We start from the raw sequence: 18,115 nt of genomic DNA, 5'->3' as shown, positions 1-18,115 counted from the left end.
CTGGTACAAGCGGCGGGCAGTTTTAATCCGCCGAGTTCTGGAGATCGCAATGCCGCGCCACCCCCTTCCTGTCGCCCTGCCCCTGATCATCGTACTGCTCTGCGCGGCGATGCTTGGCGGAGCGCTGCTAACCCAGTTCTGGCTGGGCTGGGAGCCCTGCACCCTGTGCGTGCAAATCCGCCTGTGGCTGTTCATCAGTGCTGCCGTAGCCTTGCTGCTGGCCGGCGCCGGCGCAGCGAAGCAGACCTGGCTGGCCATTCTCCTCTGGCCGCTGCTGCTGGCTGCCAGCGGCATGGCACTGGTCGACAACGCCCATGTGGTGTTGATCGAGACCGGTCTGCTGGAAAGCCTCAGCTGCTCACCCTTCCCGTTCTATTCCGATTATCTGCCGCTGCACGAATACTGGCCGGATGTGTTCATGAGCGGCGGTGTCTGCGGACAGAACGACTACTTCATCTTCGGCCTGCCATTCACCGTCTGGACCCTGGCCAGCATCGCCGGCCTGTGTCTGCTGGTGTTGTTCACCCTCTGGCGCAGTATTCGCCGTTAAATCCGTGCCGGGCGCTGATGCCTCTACCAGCGCCCGGCACGGCGCTTATACTCGCCGCCCCGCCCCCGAGCCAGCGTCATGCACAACGTCCTTATCATCGGCTATGTCTGGCCAGAACCCCGCTCGTCCGCGGCCGGCAGCCGAATGATCGAGCTGATCGAACTGTTCCGTGCCCAGGGCTGGGCGGTGACCTTCGCCAGCGCCGCCGCCCTGTCCGAGCACCGCGCCGACCTGGCCGCGCTTGAGGTGCCGGAAGTGGCGATCACCCTCAACTGCGACAGTTTCGACACCTTCGTCGGCGAGTTGCAGCCGGATCTGGTGCTGTTCGACCGTTTCTTCAGCGAGGAGCAGTTCGGCTGGCGGGTCGAGCGGGCCTGCCCGCATGCCCTGCGCATCCTCGACACCTGCGACCTGCACAGCCTGCGCGATGCCCGCCAGCGCCTGCTCAAGGCGGCGCAGCAGGCCTGCGCCAGCGAGGTGGAGAAGCAGCAACAGGGTCCTGTCGCCGCCGCGCCCGACCAACTGTTCGCCGCCATGGCCACCGATGACCTGGCCCAGCGCGAGGTCGCCGCCATCTACCGCAGCGACCTGACCTTGCTGATCTCCGACTTCGAGCAGGCGCTGCTGCAGGAACAGTTCGGCGTGCCGCCCACCCTGCTCCACCATTGCCCGCTGATGCTGATTCCCACGGCCACCGCGCAGCCGCCCTTCGAGGCGCGCGCGCACTTTCTCAGCATCGGCAACTTCCGCCACGCGCCCAACTGGGACGCCGTGCTGTGGCTCAAGCAGCAGCTCTGGCCGCTGATCCGCCAGCGCCTGCCGCAGGCGCAGCTGCATGTCTACGGCTCCTACACGCCGCCCAAGGCCAGCGCCCTGCACAACCCCAAGCAGGGCTTCCATGTGCTGGGCTGGGCGGACGACGCCCATGGGGTGATGGTGCAGGCCCGCGTGTGCCTGGCACCGCTGCGTTTCGGCGCCGGGATCAAGGGCAAGCTGGCCGACGCCATGGCCTGCGGCACACCCAGCGTGACCACACCGATCGGCAGCGAAGGCATGGCCGGCGAACTACCCTGGGGCGGCGTGGTGGTCGACACGGCCCAGGCCTTCGCCGAAGCGGCGGTGGCCCTGCATGAGGACCCGGCGCTGTGGCTACAGGCCCAGCGCAATGGCGAGCGCATCCTCCGCGAACGCTTTGACCGCCAGCAGGCCGGCCAGGCGCTGATCGAGCGCCTGCTGGCCCTGCGCGCCAATCTGGCGGCCGAGCGCCGCGCCAACTTCGTCGGCGGCATGCTGCGCCACCATATGCTCAAGAGCACCCAGTACATGGCGCAGTGGATCGCCGCGAAGAACCGCCCCGCGTCCGGCGCCTGAGCCGAGCCGCCGTCCAGGCCATGCGTAGAGCCTGGTTACGATCTTTTCGGGCCACTCGATTCCACCCTAGAGGCCACGTAGCAGCCTCGTTTCGCCAGGTCCGTAGGGTGCGCTGAGCGCACCGGGGACTCTCAGGGGCTTGCTGGTGCGCCTGGCGCACCCTACGGGAGATCAGAAACAGACGCTTAGTGGTGTTCGGCTTCGGCCGGGGCCTCCTTCTGCACGGCGACCTCGACCTGCACGTCGCCGGCACGCTCGAAGTGCAGGGTCAGCGGGAAGCGTTCGCCGTCCTTGAACTGGCGCTGCAGGCCGAACAGCATCACGTGGTAGCCCATCGGCGCGAAAGTAGCCTGGCCCTTGCCCGGCACCTCGACCACCTGGACCCGCTGCATCTTCATCAGCCCGTTCTGGTGGATGTGCTCGTGCAGCTCGGCCTTGGCCGCCGCCGGGGTGTCGGCGCCGAGCAGGCGGTCGGCCTGCTGGCCCTGGTTGTGCACGACGAAATAGGCCGCGGCGGTTGGTGCGACCGGCGGCATCTCCCGCGACCAGGGATGCTCGATGTGCAGGTCGCCGGCCTGGTAGTCATGGGCCGTGGCCAGCAGCGGACAGAACAGTGCGGCGGCGAGCGCGAGGGCGTGTTTCAGGTGCATGGTGGTTCTCCTTGGGGAATGTACGGATTAATGGTTGCCGGGCGTGGCCGTTGAGCCGGCCGCCGCAGGCGTGACAGTCGCCGCCAGCCCAGCAGTATGCCGCTGAGGCTGATGACCAGCCCACCCAGGCTGAACAGAATGATCAGTGCCTCGCGCAGGCGCGGGCGATCCAGCAGCGGTTGCCAGTCCCAGCTGTGCAGCAGGTTGAACAGCCAGCGGCTGGCGCGGGCGCGGCTGTCCAGCTGGGCCAGCAGCGCGCCGCTGTGCGGGTCGAGATACAGCCAGGTGGCCGCCGCATCGTCGAAGCGCACGCGCAGCACCGGTAGCGGCCGCCGCTGATGGCCGTACATGCTCTGCTCGGCCCTGGCGTAGTAATAGGCATCGTAGTCATGCAGCAACTCGGCCTCAATCCGCGCCGCCGGCTGCATGGATTGGGCCGCGGCCTGCAGGGTCGCGCTGGGCAGTAGCTGCTGCGCCTGATCCGCCGCCTGCTGACCCATGACCCGGCTGTTGCCGGCCGCGTCGAAGGCGCTCAGGTAGGCCCGCCCGCCGAGCATGCGCCACTCCAGCTCATGGGCGTTCAGGCCGGCCCGGCGCAGGCGCGCCAGGCTCTCGTCGAGGGGCAGGGTCAGCTGCTCGGCTGTCAGCGCAGCGCCACGGTAGTCGGCAGCGCTCAGCGGCGAGCGGCTGTCGAACAGCTGCCAGGGCCGCATCGACAGCAGGCCGCTGACGATCCAGGCGATCAGCACGCCACCGAACAGCAGCCCGGCCAGGTGATGCCAGCGCGCCGCGCCGGCATAGGGCGAGCGCGAGCCGCTGCGGTAGGGTTTGCCGAAGCGCCAGCGCAGCAGCCCGAGCACCTGGCCGAGCAGCGCCATCAGGCTGGCGGCCAGGGCCAGGTAGATGACCAGCTCCGCCCACCAGGGCAGGTCGCGTGCGGCATACAGCCAGTGCAGCCAGGCGCCCAGCCAGTTCCAGGCGCGCTCCCGGGCGCTGGCATCGCGCACCACCGCGCCGCTGCGGCTGGAGATGTACAGCAGGCTCTGCGCCGCATCGGCCAGTTGCACCAAGTGCAGCGGGCGATCCGCGTCCAGGGCGCGGGAGCGGCTCCAGGAGTCTTCCATGACCAGCCCCCGGTACTGCGCCGGCGCCCCGGCGCCGAACTGGCGGGCGCTGGCCAGGGCCTGTTCGGCATCCACCGCGGCCAGCAGCCGGCCGCTGCGGGCATCGACGGCCTGGCTGCTGCTATCGGCATAGCCGAGCAGATAGCGCGGCTGCCCGCCGATGCTGGTCAGCCGCAGGCCTGTCAGCGCCTGCTGCGCCTGCCCGGCGGCCAGCGCCGCGCCCGGTTCGACGCAGCAGCCGCTGGCCGGCAAGGCCGGCAGGCGCGCCAGGTGCTCGGCCGGCGTCAGCTTGGGATAGCCGACGTACAGCATGACCACCCCGGACACCAGCCACAGCGCCATGAACAGGCACAGGACGATGCCCAGCCAGCGGTGCCAAAGGTACAGATGGCGTTTCAGTTTCATGCTGCCGGCCTCAGAAGCGCGTATCGAGCGCCAGCTCGAAACTGCGTGGCGTGCCCATGTAGTAGAGCGTGCCGTAGGCCTGCCTGGCGTAGACCTCGTCGGTCAGGTTGCGCACCCGCGCGGTCAGCGTGCTGTGCCGGTCCACCCGGTAGCGGGCGAAGGCGCCGTACAGGGTGTAGGACGGCGCCTGCAGTGTATTGGCGTTGTCGGCGAACACCGAATCGACATAGCGGGCATCCACCCCGGCCTGCCAGGCGGGAGCGATGTCGTAGGCCAGCCAGGCGTTGGCGACGTGCTCCGGCACGTTGCTCGGGCTGTTGCCCGCGCGCGACACCGACTGGCCGCCGACCGCCTCGTTGAACTCGTCGTACCGGGCATCGACGTAGGCGTAGTTGGCCTCGGCCAGCAGTTTCGCCGTGACCTGCAGCTTGCCGGCCAGCTCGATGCCGCGCGAGGTCTGCTGGCCGGCCTGCACGGTCAGGCTGGGGTTGCTGGAATCCTTCACCGTGAAGTCGCGGCGCACGATCTGGTACAGCGCCAGGGTGGCCGAGCCGCGACCGTCGAGGAAGTCGAACTTGCTGCCGACTTCCCACTGCTCGCCGGTGGTCAGGTCGTACAGGCCGACCTGCGAATAGGTGGCCGAGGCCAGCGAGCCGGCCGGCGGATCGGCGGCGGTGCTGTACTGCACGTAGACGTTGGCGGCCGGGGTCAGCGCATAGACCAGGCCGATGCGGCCGGTGACGGGCTCCCAGGTGCGTTCGAAGAAGGCCGGGCTGGTGGGGGTGACCGCGCCGTAGTTGGTCACTTCCATGTGCAGGTGGTCGTAGCGCAGGCCGCTGAGCAAGGCCAGGCGCTCGTTCAGCTCCAGGCGGTTTTCCAGGAAGCCGGCCAGGGTGGTGACCTCGTGCTGGCGCTGCTTGCGCAGGCCGCCATTGACCCCGGGAATGGTGGAGAAGCTGCCGGGGTCGAAATGTTCGGCAGCCACCGTGTCGTACGGGGCGCTGGAGAACGCCGAGCTGGGGTGCAGCTGCAGCTGGTTCAGCGAGTAGTCCAGGCCGGCCGACCACTGGCTGAACAGGCCGAACAGCTGGCGGTCGTGGCGCAGCTCGAAGCGGTTGCCGGCGAGCCGCTGGTCATGCCGCTGCAGTAGCGCCGAAGAGCGCCGGACCTGTCTGTTTTCGGCGTTGTAGCGGTAGTTCTCCAGGTTGCGGTAATCGCGCTGGGCGTCGTAGTGATAGAGGGTGTTCTGCAGGCTGGTGCGGTCATTGAGCTGGTAGTCGATGATCGAACGCACCCACTGCACGCGCTGCTCGTAGCGGCCGTCGGCGACGTTGTAGTTCTCGAAGCGGCGGTCCTCGTCGATCTTCATGGTGCCACCGACCGGGTTGAGCAGTGGCGAGCCCCAGTAGGGGCTGTCCTCCTTGTCCTCCTGGTATTCCAGGGCCAGGGTGTGGCTGAGGCTGGGCGTCAGGTCGCTGAGGATGGAGAAAGCCGTGCTGGTGGACTCGCGCTCGTTGCGGTCCATGTAGCCGTTGCCGGCGGTGCGGCTGACATCCAGGCGGGCGAAATGCTGCGGCTCGGGGCCGCTGCTCAGGGCCTGGTTGAGCCCGAGCGACAGCTCCGAGCTGTCGTGGCTGCCGTAGCGCACACGGCCTTCCACCGCCTGCTCCTCGCGGCCGGCCAGCTTGGTGATGTAGTTGATCGAGCCGCCGACGGCGCCAGCCCCGTAGAGGAAGGTCGAGGGCCCGCCGAGCAGTTCGACGCGGTCGTAGATCCAGGCATCCACCGGGCGATTGGCGCTGCTGTAGCTCATGCCGATGCCGTTGTAGAGCTGGGTGATCTGCCCGGCGGTGAAGCCGCGGTAGGAGACGAAGCCGCCATAGCCGGGGTTGGCCGAGGCGTTGACCCCGGTCATGCCGTTGATCACGTCCTGGGTGTCCTTGGCGCCGCGTGCCTCGATGAGGGCACGGTCGGCAACGCTGACCGAGGCCGGGGTTTCACGGGCGCTCAGGCCCAGGCGCGAGCCGGTCTTGATCGGCTGGTCGAGGCTCACCCCAGTGGGGGCTTCGGCGCTGGCGCTGATGGTGCTGGTCGGCAGATCGAGTGGCGTGCCGGCGGCCCACGCCAGCGGGCTGCTGGCGAGCAGCAGTACCAGGCCGGTAGTTCTGATGGTCATGCAAGACTTCCGTGCAGGAAAAATCAACCGGGCCTACGGCCCGCCTGCGCGCAGGCGCAGGCAGGCACGGGGCCGAATGTTTCAGGCAGGCAAGTCGGTGGGTGAAGCGCGAGGGTTGAGCGAGGGCCACAGGTGGCGTGGCGGCGGTTGCGCCCAGTGCTGCGGCTGGCTGGGGGCGCCGCCGAGGACCGGCGGGAAGTCCGCGGCCCAGGTCTGGCTGTTGAGGGCCACGGCCAGGCCGAATGACGAACACAGCGGGCAGGACAACGAATCGGCCTGCTGGTGGGCCGAACCCGCGCCCAGGTCCACCGCCGCGATGCCGCTGTCCTCGGCGCAGAAGCCGCCCTGCAGGCCGCTGAGGCTGAGGCCGCTGGCCTGGCCGTGATGCAAACCGCAGACGAACAGGCTGAGCAGCAGGCTGGTGTACAGCGCCCAGGCGATCAGCGTGCGGTGGTCACGGGTCAGAATCATGGGGCGCGACTCTACCACCGCGCCACCGGGGGATAGAAGCCGGCAGCCCCCGACCATTTGCCGCACCCCGGTGCATGGGCGCCGTGCGCATCGGCCCGATCGAGGCCGTGATCCAGCCCTTGCCCTGATCCAGGGCCTCGAAAACGGCCAGAACTCTCAGAAATTTCCATGCCAGGTAGAGACTTGCATTCGCCCGCAGGTACTGTTTTTGACCACCTGTCAGACCATGAGCCATCCCCGTAACAAAGGCCGATCATTTTCCTCTGATGTTTGGGGGACAAGTGGGGGGAACAGGAGGACACGACGATGAAATTGACACACAGCAAAACGGCCCTCAGCGGCCTATTCCTGGCCCTGACGGTGACGACGGGAGCGGTTCTTGCGGAGGGTGGTGGAATTGACCGCATCAACGAGTTCCGGATACGTAATCAGCAAGCGATGCAAATGAAGGAGGAATCCAGCGAAAGCTTCGCCAGGATGGTCGAGGAACAACCGACCGCGGCCGGTCGGCAGTCTGAACAGGACGAAATGCAACCCGCCAAGCAACCAGCTCCGCAGTACAGGTCGACGATCCAGCAGCAAAGGTTCGAATCCAGACACTGACCCTGACTAGCCATCCGTCGGATGCGGTCGACCTCCGCATCCGGCGGGAAGTGGCAGCAGCCCACTTTCCGACCATCGGTCAAGGCCGGCAGGGGCCGTTCCAGAGCCTTCCCGCCCTTATCGGTCGCTACCCCTGCCCTGCCGCGCATCTCCTGCACCTTGCGGCAGCGCCATCAGTGCCTCTACTGTGGCCGCGTCCTCGACCCGGCTGAGGGTTCCCTCCCTGCCGGTGAATCGCTCAACGGATTGATCCACCACCCGAACCCGGCCCCGGCCGCTTTCCCTGGAGAGTCAACCCGTTGCAGAAGCCTGCCTCCCGCCGCTTCAGTTCGTCCCTGTTTTGGCAATTGTTGTCCATTGTCGCTGTCAGCGGCAGCCTCCTGCTGAGCGCCGGCAGCGCCAAGGCGGCCTGGAGCGTCGAGCCTGCGCTGCACCAGGCGCAAGAGCGCTACCACAGCGGCTCGGCCAAGAAGCGCCTGCAGGCCTGGCGTGACCTGCTGGAAAGCAGCCGGCAGCTACCCGAGCGCAAGCAACTGCAGGCGGTCAATCACGAGATTAACCACCAGATACGTTTCAGCGCAGACGAGGTGGTCTGGCAACGCCCCGACTACTGGGCCACCCCCGTGGAAACCCTGGCCAGGGGCGTCGGTGATTGCGAAGACTTCGCTCTGGTCAAGTACTTCACCCTGCTGCAGTTGGGTATCCCCCAGGAAAAGTTGCGCATCACTTACGCCAAGGCCCTGGAGCTGAACCAGGCCCATATGGTGGTGACCTATTTCGCGACTCCGGACGCCGAGCCCCTGGTGCTGGACAATCTGCTGGACAGCATTCTCCCCGCCTCGCAACGCAAGGACCTGGCCCTGCGTTATGCCTTCAACGGGCACGGGCTCTATGCCATGAAGAGCGGCGCGCTCAGGCATATCGGCGAGATGGGCGAAGTGTCCTTCTGGCAGGGGCTGCTGGCGCGGATGAAGAGGGAAGGATTCCGTACCTAGGGCTGCAGCCTGCACGACAGCACCCGGGAAACCGCCCACTCCGTGCCTACATCCTACGGGGTAGCGCCGGCGCAGCGGTTATTCCGCCGCTGGCTGCCAGCCACCGCCGAGTGCGGCGACCAGCTGCACGCTGGCGGTCAGGCGGTTGCCCTGCAGGGTCAGACGCGTGCGTTCGCTGGACAGGGCGCTGGTCTGCACGCTGACCACGTCGGTGAACTCCACGGTGCCGGCCTTGTACTGGTTGAGGATCAGCCGCAGCGATTCACGGGCGGCTTCCAGTCCCTGCTGTTGCACCACGGCCTCGCGCTCCAGCACGGCCAGCTGCACCAGGTAGTCCTCCACCTCGCGGAAGCCTTGCAGCACGGTCAGGCGGTAGTCGGCCACGGTCTGGTCGTAGCTGGCTTCGGCCTGCTCGACCTGGGAGCGAATCAGCCCGCCGTCAAACAGGTTGAGGGCGAACTGCGGGCCGATCGACCAGAAGCGGTTGGGCAGGCTGATCCACTCGTCGAGGCTGCCGCTGCGGTAACCGCCAGTGGCGGACAGGGTCAGGTCCGGGTAGTAGGCGGCCTTGGCCACGCCGATCTCGGCATTCGCGGCGATCACCCGGCGCTCGGCGGCGGCGATGTCCGGGCGACGTTCCAGCAGGGCCGAGGGCAGGCTCAGCGGCACCGCCGGTAGCTCGGGAACCTGCTCGCGCGCGGCCAGCGCGAACTGCGACGGCGCCACCCCGACCAGCACGGCCAGGGCGTGTTCCAGCTGGGCGCGCTGGTACTCCAGGTCGACCGCATCGGCCTCGGTGCTTTTGAGCTGGGTCAGCGCCTGGGTCACGTCGGATTTCGGCACGATGCCGGCCTTGTACTGCTTCTCGGCGATGCGGAAGGCCTGCTGGTAGGCGGCCACGGTCTCGTCGAGCAGGCGTTTCTGTTCATCCAGTACGCGTAGCTGCAGGTAGCTCTGCACCAGTTCGGCCTGCTGGCTGAGGCGCACGGCGGCCAGGTCGGCGGCGCTGGCCTGCAGGCTGGCGCTGTCGGCTTCCAGCTGGCGGCGCAGCTTGCCCCAGATATCCACCTCCCAGCTCACGCCTAGGCTGGCGTCGTAGGTCTTGGAGATCTGCGCGGCATTCGAGCCGCTGACGCTGACCCCGCCGGTGGTGCCGAGGGTGCTGTCGCCACCGCCCTGGCCGGCGCGGGTCACGCCGGTATCCAGGCCGACGCTGGGGAAGAACGCCGCCCGTGCGCCACGGGCCAGGGCCCTGGCCTGGCGGTACTGGGCTTCCGCGCTGGCCAGGCTCTGGTTGTTGGCGTTGAGCCGTGCGATCAGCTGGTTCAGTTCGGCATCGCCATACAGCTCCCACCAGTTGCCGCGCAGCACGGTATCGGCCGGAGCCGCCGCCTTCCAGCCGGCCGCCTGCTTGAACTGCGCCGCTTCGGCGGAAGCCGGGCGCTGGTAGTCGGGGCCGATGGCGCAGGCGGCCAGCATGAAAGCGGGGACCAGGGCGGCGATGGCCAGGCACAGCGGGCGAAGGGACGAAGGCTTCATACGAGGGTATCCAGGGCGGCATCGGTGCGCACGCCGCGCCAGCGATTGACGCTGTGGCGCAGGCGGTCGAGGTACAGGTAGACCACGGGGGTGGTGTAGAGGGTCAGCAGCTGGCTGAGGATCAGCCCGCCGACGATGGTCAGGCCCAGCGGCTGGCGCATTTCCGCGCCCTCGCTCATGCCCAGCAGCAGCGGCAAGGCGCCGAGCATGGCGGCCAGGGTGGTCATCATGATCGGGCGGAAACGCAGCAGGCAGGCGCGGCGGATCGATTCCTGCGGGCTCAGCTTGTCATGCCGCTCCAGTTCCAGGGCCAGGTCGATCATCAGGATGGCGTTCTTCTTCACCACGCCGATCAGCAGGAACAGGCCGAGCAGCGAAATCAGGCTGAATTCGCCACCGCTGAGGATGATCGCCAGCAGCGCACCGACACCCGCCGAGGGCAGCGTGGAGAGGATGGTCAGCGGGTGGATGTAGCTCTCGTAGAGGATGCCGAGCACGATGTACACCACCAGCAGCGCGCTGAGGATCATCAGCGGCTGGCCCTTGGCCGCGGCCTGGAACGCCCCGCCGGTGCCGCCGACCAGGCCCTGCACCTCGGTGGGCAGGTTGACCTGGGCCACGGCCTGGGCGATCGCCCGGTTGGCCTGCTCCTGGGTGACGTCCTTGGCCAGCGAGTAGCCGATGCTTTCCGCGGCGAACTGGCCCTGGTGGTTGACCCGGTCCTCCTCCAGGCTGCGCTCCCAGCGGGCGAAGCTGGACAGCGGTACCCGCGCGCCGTCTGCGCTGATCACCTGGATCTGGTCCAGCGCCTCCGGGTATTCGGCGAAGCTGGGATTGATCTCCATCACCACGCTGTACTGGTTGAGGCTGTCGTAGATGGTGGAGATCTGCCGCTGGCTGAAGGCGTTGTTCAGCACCGATGTGACCATGGCCATGTCCACCCCCAGGCGCTGGGCGGTGGCGCGGTCGATCTGCAGGCTGATCTGCTGGGCGCCCTCGCCTTCGTTGGCGTCGATGTCGGTCAACTCGGGCAGCCTGGCCAGAGCGTCGCGCACCTTGGGCAGCCACTCGCGCAGGTCGTCCAGGTTGCTGGCCAGCAGCACGTATTCGTTCTCCGAGCTGCGCCCCTGGCGGCCGCCGAACTGTAGGTCCTGGTCGGGCATCAGCATCAGCCGTCCGCCCGGCACCTTGGGCACGCTGTCGCGCAGGCGCTCGATCACCTGCTGGGCCGACACGCCGCGCTGGTCTATGGGTTTCAGGCGCACCACCAGGAAGGCGTTGTTGATCCCGCCGCTGCCGCCGATGAAGCCGGCCACGCTCTGCACCGCCGGGTCGGCCAGCAGTGCGCGGCGGTAGATCTCCATCTTCGGCTGCATGACCTGGAACGACAGGCCGTCGTCGCCGCGCACGAAGCCGATCAGCTGGCCGGTGTCCTGCTGCGGCATGAAGGTCTTGGGCACTTCGATGAACAGGAACACGTTGAACGCGATGGTCGCCAGCAGGCTGCACAGGGTCAGCCGCGAGTGGCGCAGGGCCCAGTCCAGGCTGCGCGCGTAGCCATCCAGCACCCGCTCCTGCAGGCGCGTGCCGAAGCGCTGCAGGCGGCCGGGTTGGCGTTCGGCCTCCTCGGCCTTGAGCCAGCGCGCGCAGAGCATGGGCGTCAGGGTCAGCGACACCAGCATGGAGATCAGGATCGCCACCGTCAGGGTGATGGAGAACTCGCGGAACAGGCTGCCGACTATGCCGCCCATGAACAGGATGGAGAGGAACACCGCGACCAGCGACAGGTTCATCGACAGCAGGGTGAAGCCGACCTCCTGGGCGCCCTTGAACGCCGCGGCCATGGGCTTCTCGCCGGCCTCGATATGCCGCGAGATGTTCTCCAGCACCACGATGGCGTCGTCCACCACCAGGCCGGTGGCGATGATCAGCGCCATCAGCGACAGGTTGTTCAGCGAGAAATCCAGCAGGTACATCACCGCGAAGGTGCCGACCAGCGACACCGGCACCGCCAGCGCCGGGATCAGCGCGGCGCGCCAGCGGCCGAGGAAGGCGAACACCACCAGGATCACCAGGGCCACGGCGATCAGCAGGGTGCGCTCGGCCTCGTGCAGGGTGGCGCGGATCACCGGCGAGCGGTCCATGGCCACCTCCAGCCGCACGCTGGCCGGGATCACCGCCTGCAGCCCGGGCAGCTCGGCGCGGATGTCCTCGATGGTCTCGATGATGTTGGCGCCGGGCTGGCGGTTGATCACCAGCAGCACCGAGTCGTCGTCATTGTAGAAGCCGCTGTTGTAGCGGTTCTCCACCGAGTCGCGGACCTTGGCCACATCGCCCAGGCGCACCGCCGCGTTGTTCTGGTAGCGGATGATCAGCGGCTGGTAGTCGGCGGCCTTCTCCAACTGGTCGTTGGCCTGGATCTGCCAGTGGCGGCTGGCGTCTTCCACGGCGCCCTTGGGCCGGTCGACGTTGGCCGTGGCGATGGCGTTGCGCACCTCGTCCAGGGCGATGCCGTACTGGTCGAGCAGGCGCGGCTGCAGCTCCACCCGCACCGCCGGCAGCGAGCTGCCGCCGATCTGGATCTGCCCGACGCCCTGCACCTGCGCCAGTTTCTGCGCCAGCACGGTGGAGGCGACGTCGTACAGCTGGCTCTTGTCCAGCACCGGCGAGCTGAGCGCCAGGACCATGATCGGCGCCTGGGAGGGGTTGAACTTCTTGTAGGTGGGCATGCTGCGCATGCCGCTGGGCAGCAGGTTGCGCGCGGCGTTGATGGCCGCCTGCACCTCGCGGGCGGCGGCATCGATGTTACGTTCGAGGTCGAAGAGGATGACGATCTGCGTGCTGCCCTGGCTGCTGCGGCTGGTCATCTCGCTGATCCCGGCGATGCTGCCGAGCGAGCGCTCCAGCGGCGTGGCCACGCTGGAGGCCATCACCTGCGGGCTGGCGCCCGGCAGGCTGGCGTTGACCACGATGGCCGGGAAATCCATCTTCGGCAGCGGTGCCACCGACAGCAGGCCGAAGCTGACCCAGCCGAGCAGGAGGATCGCCAGGCTCAGCAGCAGCGTGGCCACCGGCCGGCGGATAAAGGGCGCGGAGATGTTCATCGAGCACGGCCCTGTGGGCACGGCTTCTGTGGGAGCGGCTTCAGCCGCGATGCCCGCGCGTACGGGGTAAGCCAATCGCGGCTGAAGCCGCTCCCACCATAAAGCTCAGCTGCGAGGCTCATACCGTCACCCCCGCCGCACTGCGGCCGAAATAGTGGCGCGACAGGCGATCGAACCACAGGTAGATCACCGGCGTGGTGAACAGCGTCAGCACCTGGCTGAGCAGCAGGCCGCCGACCATCACCAGGCCCAGCGGCTGGCGCAGCTCGGCGCCGGAGCCCGAGGCCAGCATCAGCGGGATGGCGCCGAACAGCGCGGCCAGGGTGGTCATCAGGATCGGGCGGAAACGCAGCAGCGCCGCGCGGTAGATCGCCTCTTCCGGGCTCATGCCCTGCTGCCGCTCGGCCTCCAAGGCGAAGTCGATCATCATGATCGCGTTCTTCTTGACGATGCCGATCAGCAGGATGATGCCGATGATGGCGATCAGGCCTAGGTCGTTACCGGTCAGCAGCAGCGCCAGCAGCGCGCCGACCCCGGCCGAAGGCAAGGTCGAGAGGATGGTGATCGGGTGGATGTAGCTCTCGTAGAGCACGCCGAGCACGATGTACATGGTGACGATGGCCGCCAGGATCAGCAACAAGGTGCTCGACAGCGAGGCGCGGAAGGCCTCGGCGGCGCCCTGGAACTGGCTCTGGATACCTGCCGGCAGGCCGATGTCCTGCTGTACCTGCTCGATCACCGCCACCGCCTCGCCCAGCGACACGCCACTGGCCAAGTTGAACGACAGGGTCACCGCCGGGAACTGGCCGATATGGTTGACCAGCAGGCTGGCCGCACGCTCCTCGATGCGCGCCAGCGAGGCCAGCGGCACCTGGCCGCCGCTGGCGGTGGCCACATGCACCTGCTGTAAGGCCTGCGGACCAAGCTCACCGGCGCCGGCACTCTCCAGTACCACGCGGTACTGGCTGGCCTGGGTGAAGATGGTGGAGATCTGCCGCTGGCCGAAGGCGTCGTACAGCGCATCGTCAATGTCACTGATGCTCACGCCCAGGCGCGAAGCGGCGTCGCGGTCGATCTGCAGGTACACCTGCAGCCCTCGGTTCTGCAGGTCGCTGGCCACGTCACGCAGCTCGGGTTGCTCGCTCAGCACCTCGATCAGTTTGGGCGTCCATTCTTCCAGCAGCGCGGCGTCCGGCGACTCCAGGCTGAACTGGAACTGGGTGCGGCTGACCCGATCCTCGATGGTCAAGTCCTGCACTGGCTGTAAGTACAGCTGGATGCCAGGAATCGCCGCCAGTTCAGGGCGCAGGCGCTCGATCACCTCGCTGGCGCTGACCTCGCGCTCGGCATGCGGCTTGAGGTTGATCAACAGGCGGCCGCTGTTGAGCGTGGCATTGTCGCCGTCCACACCGATATAGGACGACAGGCTGGCCACCGCCTCATCGCGCAGGATCACCTCGGCCAGGCGCTGCTGGCGCTCGCTCATGGCAGCGAAGGAAATGCTCTGTGGCGCCTCGGAAATGCCCTGGATCACCCCGGTGTCCTGCACCGGGAAGAAGCCCTTGGGCACCGCCAGATACAGCACCACGGTCAGCGCCAGGGTGCCAAGAGCCACCAGCAGGGTCAGCGGCTGGTGCCGGAGCACCCACTGCAGGCCAACCCCGTAACGCTCGATCAGGTTGTCGAGAAAGGCGCCGCTGGCGCGGTAGAAACGCCCCTGTTCTTCCTTCTTCTCGACCTTGAGCAGGCGCGCGCACATCATCGGCGTGAGGGTCAGCGACACCACCAGGGAGATCAGGATGGCCACCGCCAGGGTGATGGCGAACTCGCGGAACAGCCGCCCCACCACGTCAGCCATGAACAGCAGCGGAATCAGCACCGCAATCAGCGAGAAAGTCAGCGAAATCAGGGTGAAGCCGATCTGCTTGGCGCCCTTGAGCGCGGCATTCAGCGGCGTCTCGCCCTCCTCCAGATGACGGGCGATGTTCTCCAGCATGACGATGGCGTCATCGACCACGAAACCGGTGGCGATGGTCAGGGCCATCAGGGTCAGGTTGTTGACCGAGAAACCGGCCAGGTACATCACGCCGAAGGTGCCGATCAGCGAGAGCGGCACCACGATCGACGGGATGAGGGTGGCAGACAGCTTGCGCAGGAACAGGAAGGTCACCAGCACCACCAGGCCGATGGCCAGGATCAGCTCGAAACGCACGTCGGCGATCGCCGCGCGGATGGTCTGGGTGCGGTCGGTGAGCAGCTTGACCTCGATGCTGGCCGGCAGGCTGGCGGTGATCTGCGGCAGCAGCTTCTGGATGCGTTCGACCACCTCGATGACGTTGGCCCCGGGCTGGCGCTGGATGCTCACCAGCACGGTCTGGTTGCGGTCGGCCCAGGCGGCCAGGCGCTCGTTCTCGGCGCCGTCGATGACGGTCGAGACGTCCTTGAGGCGCAGCGGCGCGCCGTTTTCGTACTTGAGGATCAGGTCGAGGTAGGCCTCGGCCGACTCCAGCTGGTCGTTGGCGTCCAGTTGCGAGACGCGGGTCGGGCCGTCGAAGTTGCCCTTGGGCTGGTTGACGTTGCTGGCGGTGATCAGCGTGCGCACGTCGGACAGATTGAGGCCATGGCTGGCCAGCGCCTCGGGGTTGACCTTGATGCGCACCGCCTTGCGCTGGCCGCCGGCCAGGCTGACCAGGCCGACGCCGCTGATCTGGGCGATCTTCTGCGCCATGCGGGTGTCGATCAGGTCGTGTACTTCGGTCAGCGGCAGGCTCGCCGAGCTGATTGCCAGGGTCAGCACCGGGGTGTCGGCCGGGTTGACCTTGTTGTATACCGGCGGTGCCGGCAGGTCGCTGGGCAGCAGGTTGGTCGCTGCGTTGATCGCCGCCTGCACCTCCTGCTCGGCCACGTCCAGGTCCACTTCCAGGGTGAAACGCAGGGTGATCACCGACGCCCCGCCCGAGCTGGTCGAGGACATCTGTTTCAACCCCGGCATCTGCCCGAACTGACGTTCCAGCGGTGCGGTCACCGCGCTGGTCATCACCTCCGGGCTGGCGCCGGGGTACAAAGTGAGCACGCGGATGGTCGGGTAATCCACTTCCGGCAGCGCCGACACCGGCAGCAGGCGGTAGGCGATCAGGCCGGTGAGGAAGATCGCCACCATCAGCAGGGTGGTGGCGACCGGACGCAGGATGAACAGGCGTGAAACATTCATGCGTCGTGCTTCTGCTCGGTCTTGGCGGCCGGCTGGGCCAGGGCGCCGGGCTCGCCGACCACCTGTACGACGCTGCCTTCCTTGAGCTTGTCGGTGCCTTCCAGCACCAGGCGTTCGCCGACCTTCAGGCCAGCGCTGATCAGGGTCAGCGCGCCGTCGCTGGCGCCCACCTCGACGTTGCGCAGCTGCACCTTGTCGTCCTGGTCGAGGAGGAACACGAAGGTGCCGCGCGCGCCGAACTGCAGCGCCGCGGACGGGATCAGGGTGGCGTCCCGGCGAGTTTCCACGCGCAGGCGCACGTTGACGAATTGGTTGGGAAACAGGCTCTCGCCGGCATTGTCGAAACGCGCCTTGAGCTTGACCGTGCCGGTGGCGACGTCGATCTGGTTGTCCAGGCTGTGCAGCACGCCTTCGGCCAGCAATTGCTTCTCGCCGCGATCCCAGGCCTGCACACGCAGGGTTTCCTGGTTGCGCACCCGCGCCAGCACCGGCGGCAGGTCGTTCTCGGCCAGGGTGAAGTTGACCGAGATCGGCTTGACCTGGGTGATCACCACCAGCGCCGTGGTATCGCCGCTGCTGACCAGGTTGCCGACGTCGATCTGGCGCAGGCCGAGGCGGCCGTCGATGGGCGCGCGGATGCGGGTGAACTCCAGGTTGAGGCGGGCCTCGGCGACGGCCGCCTGGTTGCTCTTTACTGTGCCGCGGTACTGGCCGACCAGGGCCTCCTGGGTGTCCAGGGTCTGCTTGGCGATGGAGTCTTCGGCATACAGGCCCTTATAGCGGGCCAGGTCGATCTCGGCGTTCTTCAGCTGCGCCAGGTTCTGTGCCAGGGTGCCTTCGGCCTGTTGCAGGGCCACCTGGTAGGCACGCGGGTCGATCTGCGCCAGCAGGTCGCCGGCCTTGACCAGCTGGCCTTCCTCGAACAGCACCTTGACCAGCTCGCCATCCACCCGGCTTCGCACGTTCACCGTGTTCAACGCGGTCACCGTGCCGAGGGCCTTGAGCTCGATATTGAAATCGCCCTGGCTGACCTGGGTCACCCGTACCGGCACCGGCCCGCTGTCGCGCCCCCAGGGCCCGCCACGCCCGCCCTTCTCCACCGGTTTCGCCGGCCACAGCCACCATAGCAGCAGAACGACGGCGAGCAGCGCCAGGGCAATCAGCCAGGGGCGGTAAGAGTGCGATGCAGAGCGAATATCAGGCATGGTCCGGGGTCACTTTCCTTGGGAGCGTGAACGATAAGTACTATCAGCTGTGAAGCAAAGGGTCTTTACCGCCCATTTACCCTTCTCTGACGTAACCAAGTGTTTGAGACACAAAAGAAAACGGCCTGCTAGGCAGGCCGTTTCAAGGTGTTGCAGAGGCTTATTTCAAAGCAGCAATGGCCGCTGCGTAGTCCGGCTCGTCGGCGATTTCGCCGACCAGCTCGCTGTGCAGCACCTTGTCGTGCTCATCCAGCACCACCACCGCGCGGGCGGCGACGCCGGCCAGCGGGCCGTTGCCGATGGCCACGCCGTAGTTCTTGAGGAACTCGGCGCCGCGCATGGTCGACAGGTTGATCACGTTGTCCAGGCCTTCGGCGCCGCAGAAGCGCGACTGGGCGAACGGCAGGTCGGCGGAGATGCACAGCACCACGGTATTGGCCAGCTTGCTCGCCTCGGCATTGAACTTGCGCACCGAGGTGGCGCAGGTCGGGGTGTCGACGCTGGGGAAGATGTTCAGCACCTTGCGCTTGCCGGCCAGGCTGGCCAGGCTCACGTCGGAGAGGTCCTTGCCTACCAGGCTGAACGCCGGGGCCTGCTGGCCGGCTTGCGGCAGCTGACCGTCGACCTGGATCGGGGTGCCCTTGAGGGTTACTTGAGCCATTTCAGTGTCCTTATCGTTGGGGTTGAGCCCGGCGCTGTGGCGTCGCGGCA

At 67.3% G+C, this 18,115-nt stretch carries 13 protein-coding genes; 4 read left to right on the top strand and 9 right to left on the bottom strand.

Annotated elements, in window-relative coordinates; genetic code table 11:
- The first annotated feature begins 49 nt into the window (after positions 1 to 49).
- Both F3I62_RS15980 and F3I62_RS15975 read left to right on the top strand, forming a co-directional pair.
- Complete coding sequence (locus F3I62_RS15980; RefSeq protein WP_160490637.1) at positions 50 to 550, top strand: disulfide bond formation protein B; 501 nt, start codon at positions 50 to 52, stop codon at positions 548 to 550.
- 78 nt (positions 551 to 628) lie between these two features.
- The gene (locus F3I62_RS15975) at positions 629 to 1,921 is read left to right on the top strand and encodes a glycosyltransferase family 4 protein (protein ID WP_160490636.1); all 1,293 of its coding nucleotides are present in this window, start codon (positions 629 to 631) and stop codon (positions 1,919 to 1,921) included.
- A 185-nt stretch (positions 1,922 to 2,106) separates the two neighbouring features.
- Here F3I62_RS15975 and F3I62_RS15970 read toward each other — a convergent pair whose 3' ends face one another.
- The 4 genes from F3I62_RS15970 to F3I62_RS15955 all read right to left on the bottom strand — a co-directional run bounded on the left by F3I62_RS15970 (position 2,107) and on the right by F3I62_RS15955 (position 6,747).
- Positions 2,107 to 2,571: a copper chaperone PCu(A)C gene (locus tag F3I62_RS15970; protein WP_160490635.1), complete on the bottom strand. Its 465-nt coding sequence runs from the start codon at positions 2,569 to 2,571 to the stop codon at positions 2,107 to 2,109.
- The gene (locus F3I62_RS15965) at positions 2,562 to 4,094 is read right to left on the bottom strand and encodes a PepSY domain-containing protein (protein WP_160490657.1); all 1,533 of its coding nucleotides are present in this window, start codon (positions 4,092 to 4,094) and stop codon (positions 2,562 to 2,564) included. Before F3I62_RS15965 ends, F3I62_RS15970 begins: the two co-directional genes overlap by 10 nt.
- 16 nt (positions 4,095 to 4,110) lie before the next feature.
- Entirely contained in the window at positions 4,111 to 6,276 is a 2,166-nt protein-coding gene (locus F3I62_RS15960; protein ID WP_160490634.1) for a TonB-dependent siderophore receptor, read from the bottom strand.
- Positions 6,277 to 6,357: 81 nt separating this feature from the next.
- Positions 6,358 to 6,747 carry a DUF2946 domain-containing protein gene (locus F3I62_RS15955; RefSeq protein ID WP_160490633.1) on the bottom strand — a complete coding sequence of 130 codons (390 nt, stop codon included), beginning with the start codon at positions 6,745 to 6,747 and terminating at the stop codon, positions 6,358 to 6,360.
- A 306-nt stretch (positions 6,748 to 7,053) separates the two neighbouring features.
- Between F3I62_RS15955 and F3I62_RS15950 the strand changes: the two genes are divergently transcribed.
- Together F3I62_RS15950 and F3I62_RS15945 are read left to right on the top strand one after the other, a co-directional pair.
- Positions 7,054 to 7,350: a hypothetical protein gene (locus F3I62_RS15950; protein WP_160490632.1), complete on the top strand. Its 297-nt coding sequence runs from the start codon at positions 7,054 to 7,056 to the stop codon at positions 7,348 to 7,350.
- A gap of 350 nt (positions 7,351 to 7,700) precedes the next feature.
- On the top strand, positions 7,701 to 8,345 hold the full coding sequence (locus F3I62_RS15945; RefSeq protein ID WP_256667788.1) for a transglutaminase-like cysteine peptidase: 645 nt from the start codon (positions 7,701 to 7,703) through the stop codon (positions 8,343 to 8,345).
- A gap of 78 nt (positions 8,346 to 8,423) precedes the next feature.
- Here F3I62_RS15945 and F3I62_RS15940 read toward each other — a convergent pair whose 3' ends face one another.
- The 5 genes from F3I62_RS15940 to tpx all read right to left on the bottom strand — a co-directional run bounded on the left by F3I62_RS15940 (position 8,424) and on the right by tpx (position 18,065).
- Positions 8,424 to 9,884 carry an efflux transporter outer membrane subunit gene (locus F3I62_RS15940; RefSeq protein ID WP_160490630.1) on the bottom strand — a complete coding sequence of 487 codons (1,461 nt, stop codon included), beginning with the start codon at positions 9,882 to 9,884 and terminating at the stop codon, positions 8,424 to 8,426.
- On the bottom strand, positions 9,881 to 12,988 hold the full coding sequence (locus tag F3I62_RS15935; protein ID WP_160490629.1) for a multidrug efflux RND transporter permease subunit: 3,108 nt from the start codon (positions 12,986 to 12,988) through the stop codon (positions 9,881 to 9,883). Before F3I62_RS15935 ends, F3I62_RS15940 begins: the two co-directional genes overlap by 4 nt.
- Positions 12,989 to 13,106: 118 nt before the next feature.
- Positions 13,107 to 16,199, bottom strand: a complete 3,093-nt coding sequence (locus F3I62_RS15930) for an MdtB/MuxB family multidrug efflux RND transporter permease subunit (RefSeq protein WP_160490628.1) — start codon at positions 16,197 to 16,199, stop codon at positions 13,107 to 13,109.
- Positions 16,196 to 17,404 carry an MdtA/MuxA family multidrug efflux RND transporter periplasmic adaptor subunit gene (locus F3I62_RS15925; protein ID WP_160490627.1) on the bottom strand — a complete coding sequence of 403 codons (1,209 nt, stop codon included), beginning with the start codon at positions 17,402 to 17,404 and terminating at the stop codon, positions 16,196 to 16,198. The genes F3I62_RS15930 and F3I62_RS15925 overlap by 4 nt, the downstream gene beginning before the upstream one ends.
- 160 nt (positions 17,405 to 17,564) lie before the next feature.
- Complete coding sequence (tpx, locus tag F3I62_RS15920; RefSeq protein ID WP_160490626.1) at positions 17,565 to 18,065, bottom strand: thiol peroxidase; 501 nt, start codon at positions 18,063 to 18,065, stop codon at positions 17,565 to 17,567.
- Between the last annotated feature and the right edge of the window lie 50 nt (positions 18,066 to 18,115).

It is taken from the genome of Pseudomonas sp. R-28-1W-6 (genome assembly GCF_009799925.1).
Lineage (GTDB): Bacteria > Pseudomonadota > Gammaproteobacteria > Pseudomonadales > Pseudomonadaceae > Aquipseudomonas.
Note: the sequence above shows the minus strand (reverse complement) of the source record. Positions and strands in the feature narration are given on the sequence as shown.

Bases quoted from the DNA above. Each gene is read 5' to 3' on its own strand.
- F3I62_RS15980 (WP_160490637.1), top strand. From the start codon at position 50: ATGCCGCGCCACCCCCTTCCTGTCGCCCTGCCCCTGATCATCGTACTG.
- F3I62_RS15975 (WP_160490636.1), top strand. From the start codon at position 629: ATGCACAACGTCCTTATCATCGGCTATGTCTGGCCAGAACCCCGCTCG.
- F3I62_RS15970 (WP_160490635.1), bottom strand. From the start codon at position 2,571: ATGCACCTGAAACACGCCCTCGCGCTCGCCGCCGCACTGTTCTGTCCG.
- F3I62_RS15960 (WP_160490634.1), bottom strand. From the start codon at position 6,276: ATGACCATCAGAACTACCGGCCTGGTACTGCTGCTCGCCAGCAGCCCG.
- F3I62_RS15955 (WP_160490633.1), bottom strand. From the start codon at position 6,747: ATGATTCTGACCCGTGACCACCGCACGCTGATCGCCTGGGCGCTGTAC.
- F3I62_RS15950 (WP_160490632.1), top strand. From the start codon at position 7,054: ATGAAATTGACACACAGCAAAACGGCCCTCAGCGGCCTATTCCTGGCC.
- F3I62_RS15940 (WP_160490630.1), bottom strand. From the start codon at position 9,884: ATGAAGCCTTCGTCCCTTCGCCCGCTGTGCCTGGCCATCGCCGCCCTG.
- F3I62_RS15935 (WP_160490629.1), bottom strand. From the start codon at position 12,988: ATGAACATCTCCGCGCCCTTTATCCGCCGGCCGGTGGCCACGCTGCTG.
- F3I62_RS15930 (WP_160490628.1), bottom strand. From the start codon at position 16,199: ATGAATGTTTCACGCCTGTTCATCCTGCGTCCGGTCGCCACCACCCTG.
- F3I62_RS15925 (WP_160490627.1), bottom strand. From the start codon at position 17,404: ATGCCTGATATTCGCTCTGCATCGCACTCTTACCGCCCCTGGCTGATT.
- tpx (WP_160490626.1), bottom strand. From the start codon at position 18,065: ATGGCTCAAGTAACCCTCAAGGGCACCCCGATCCAGGTCGACGGTCAG.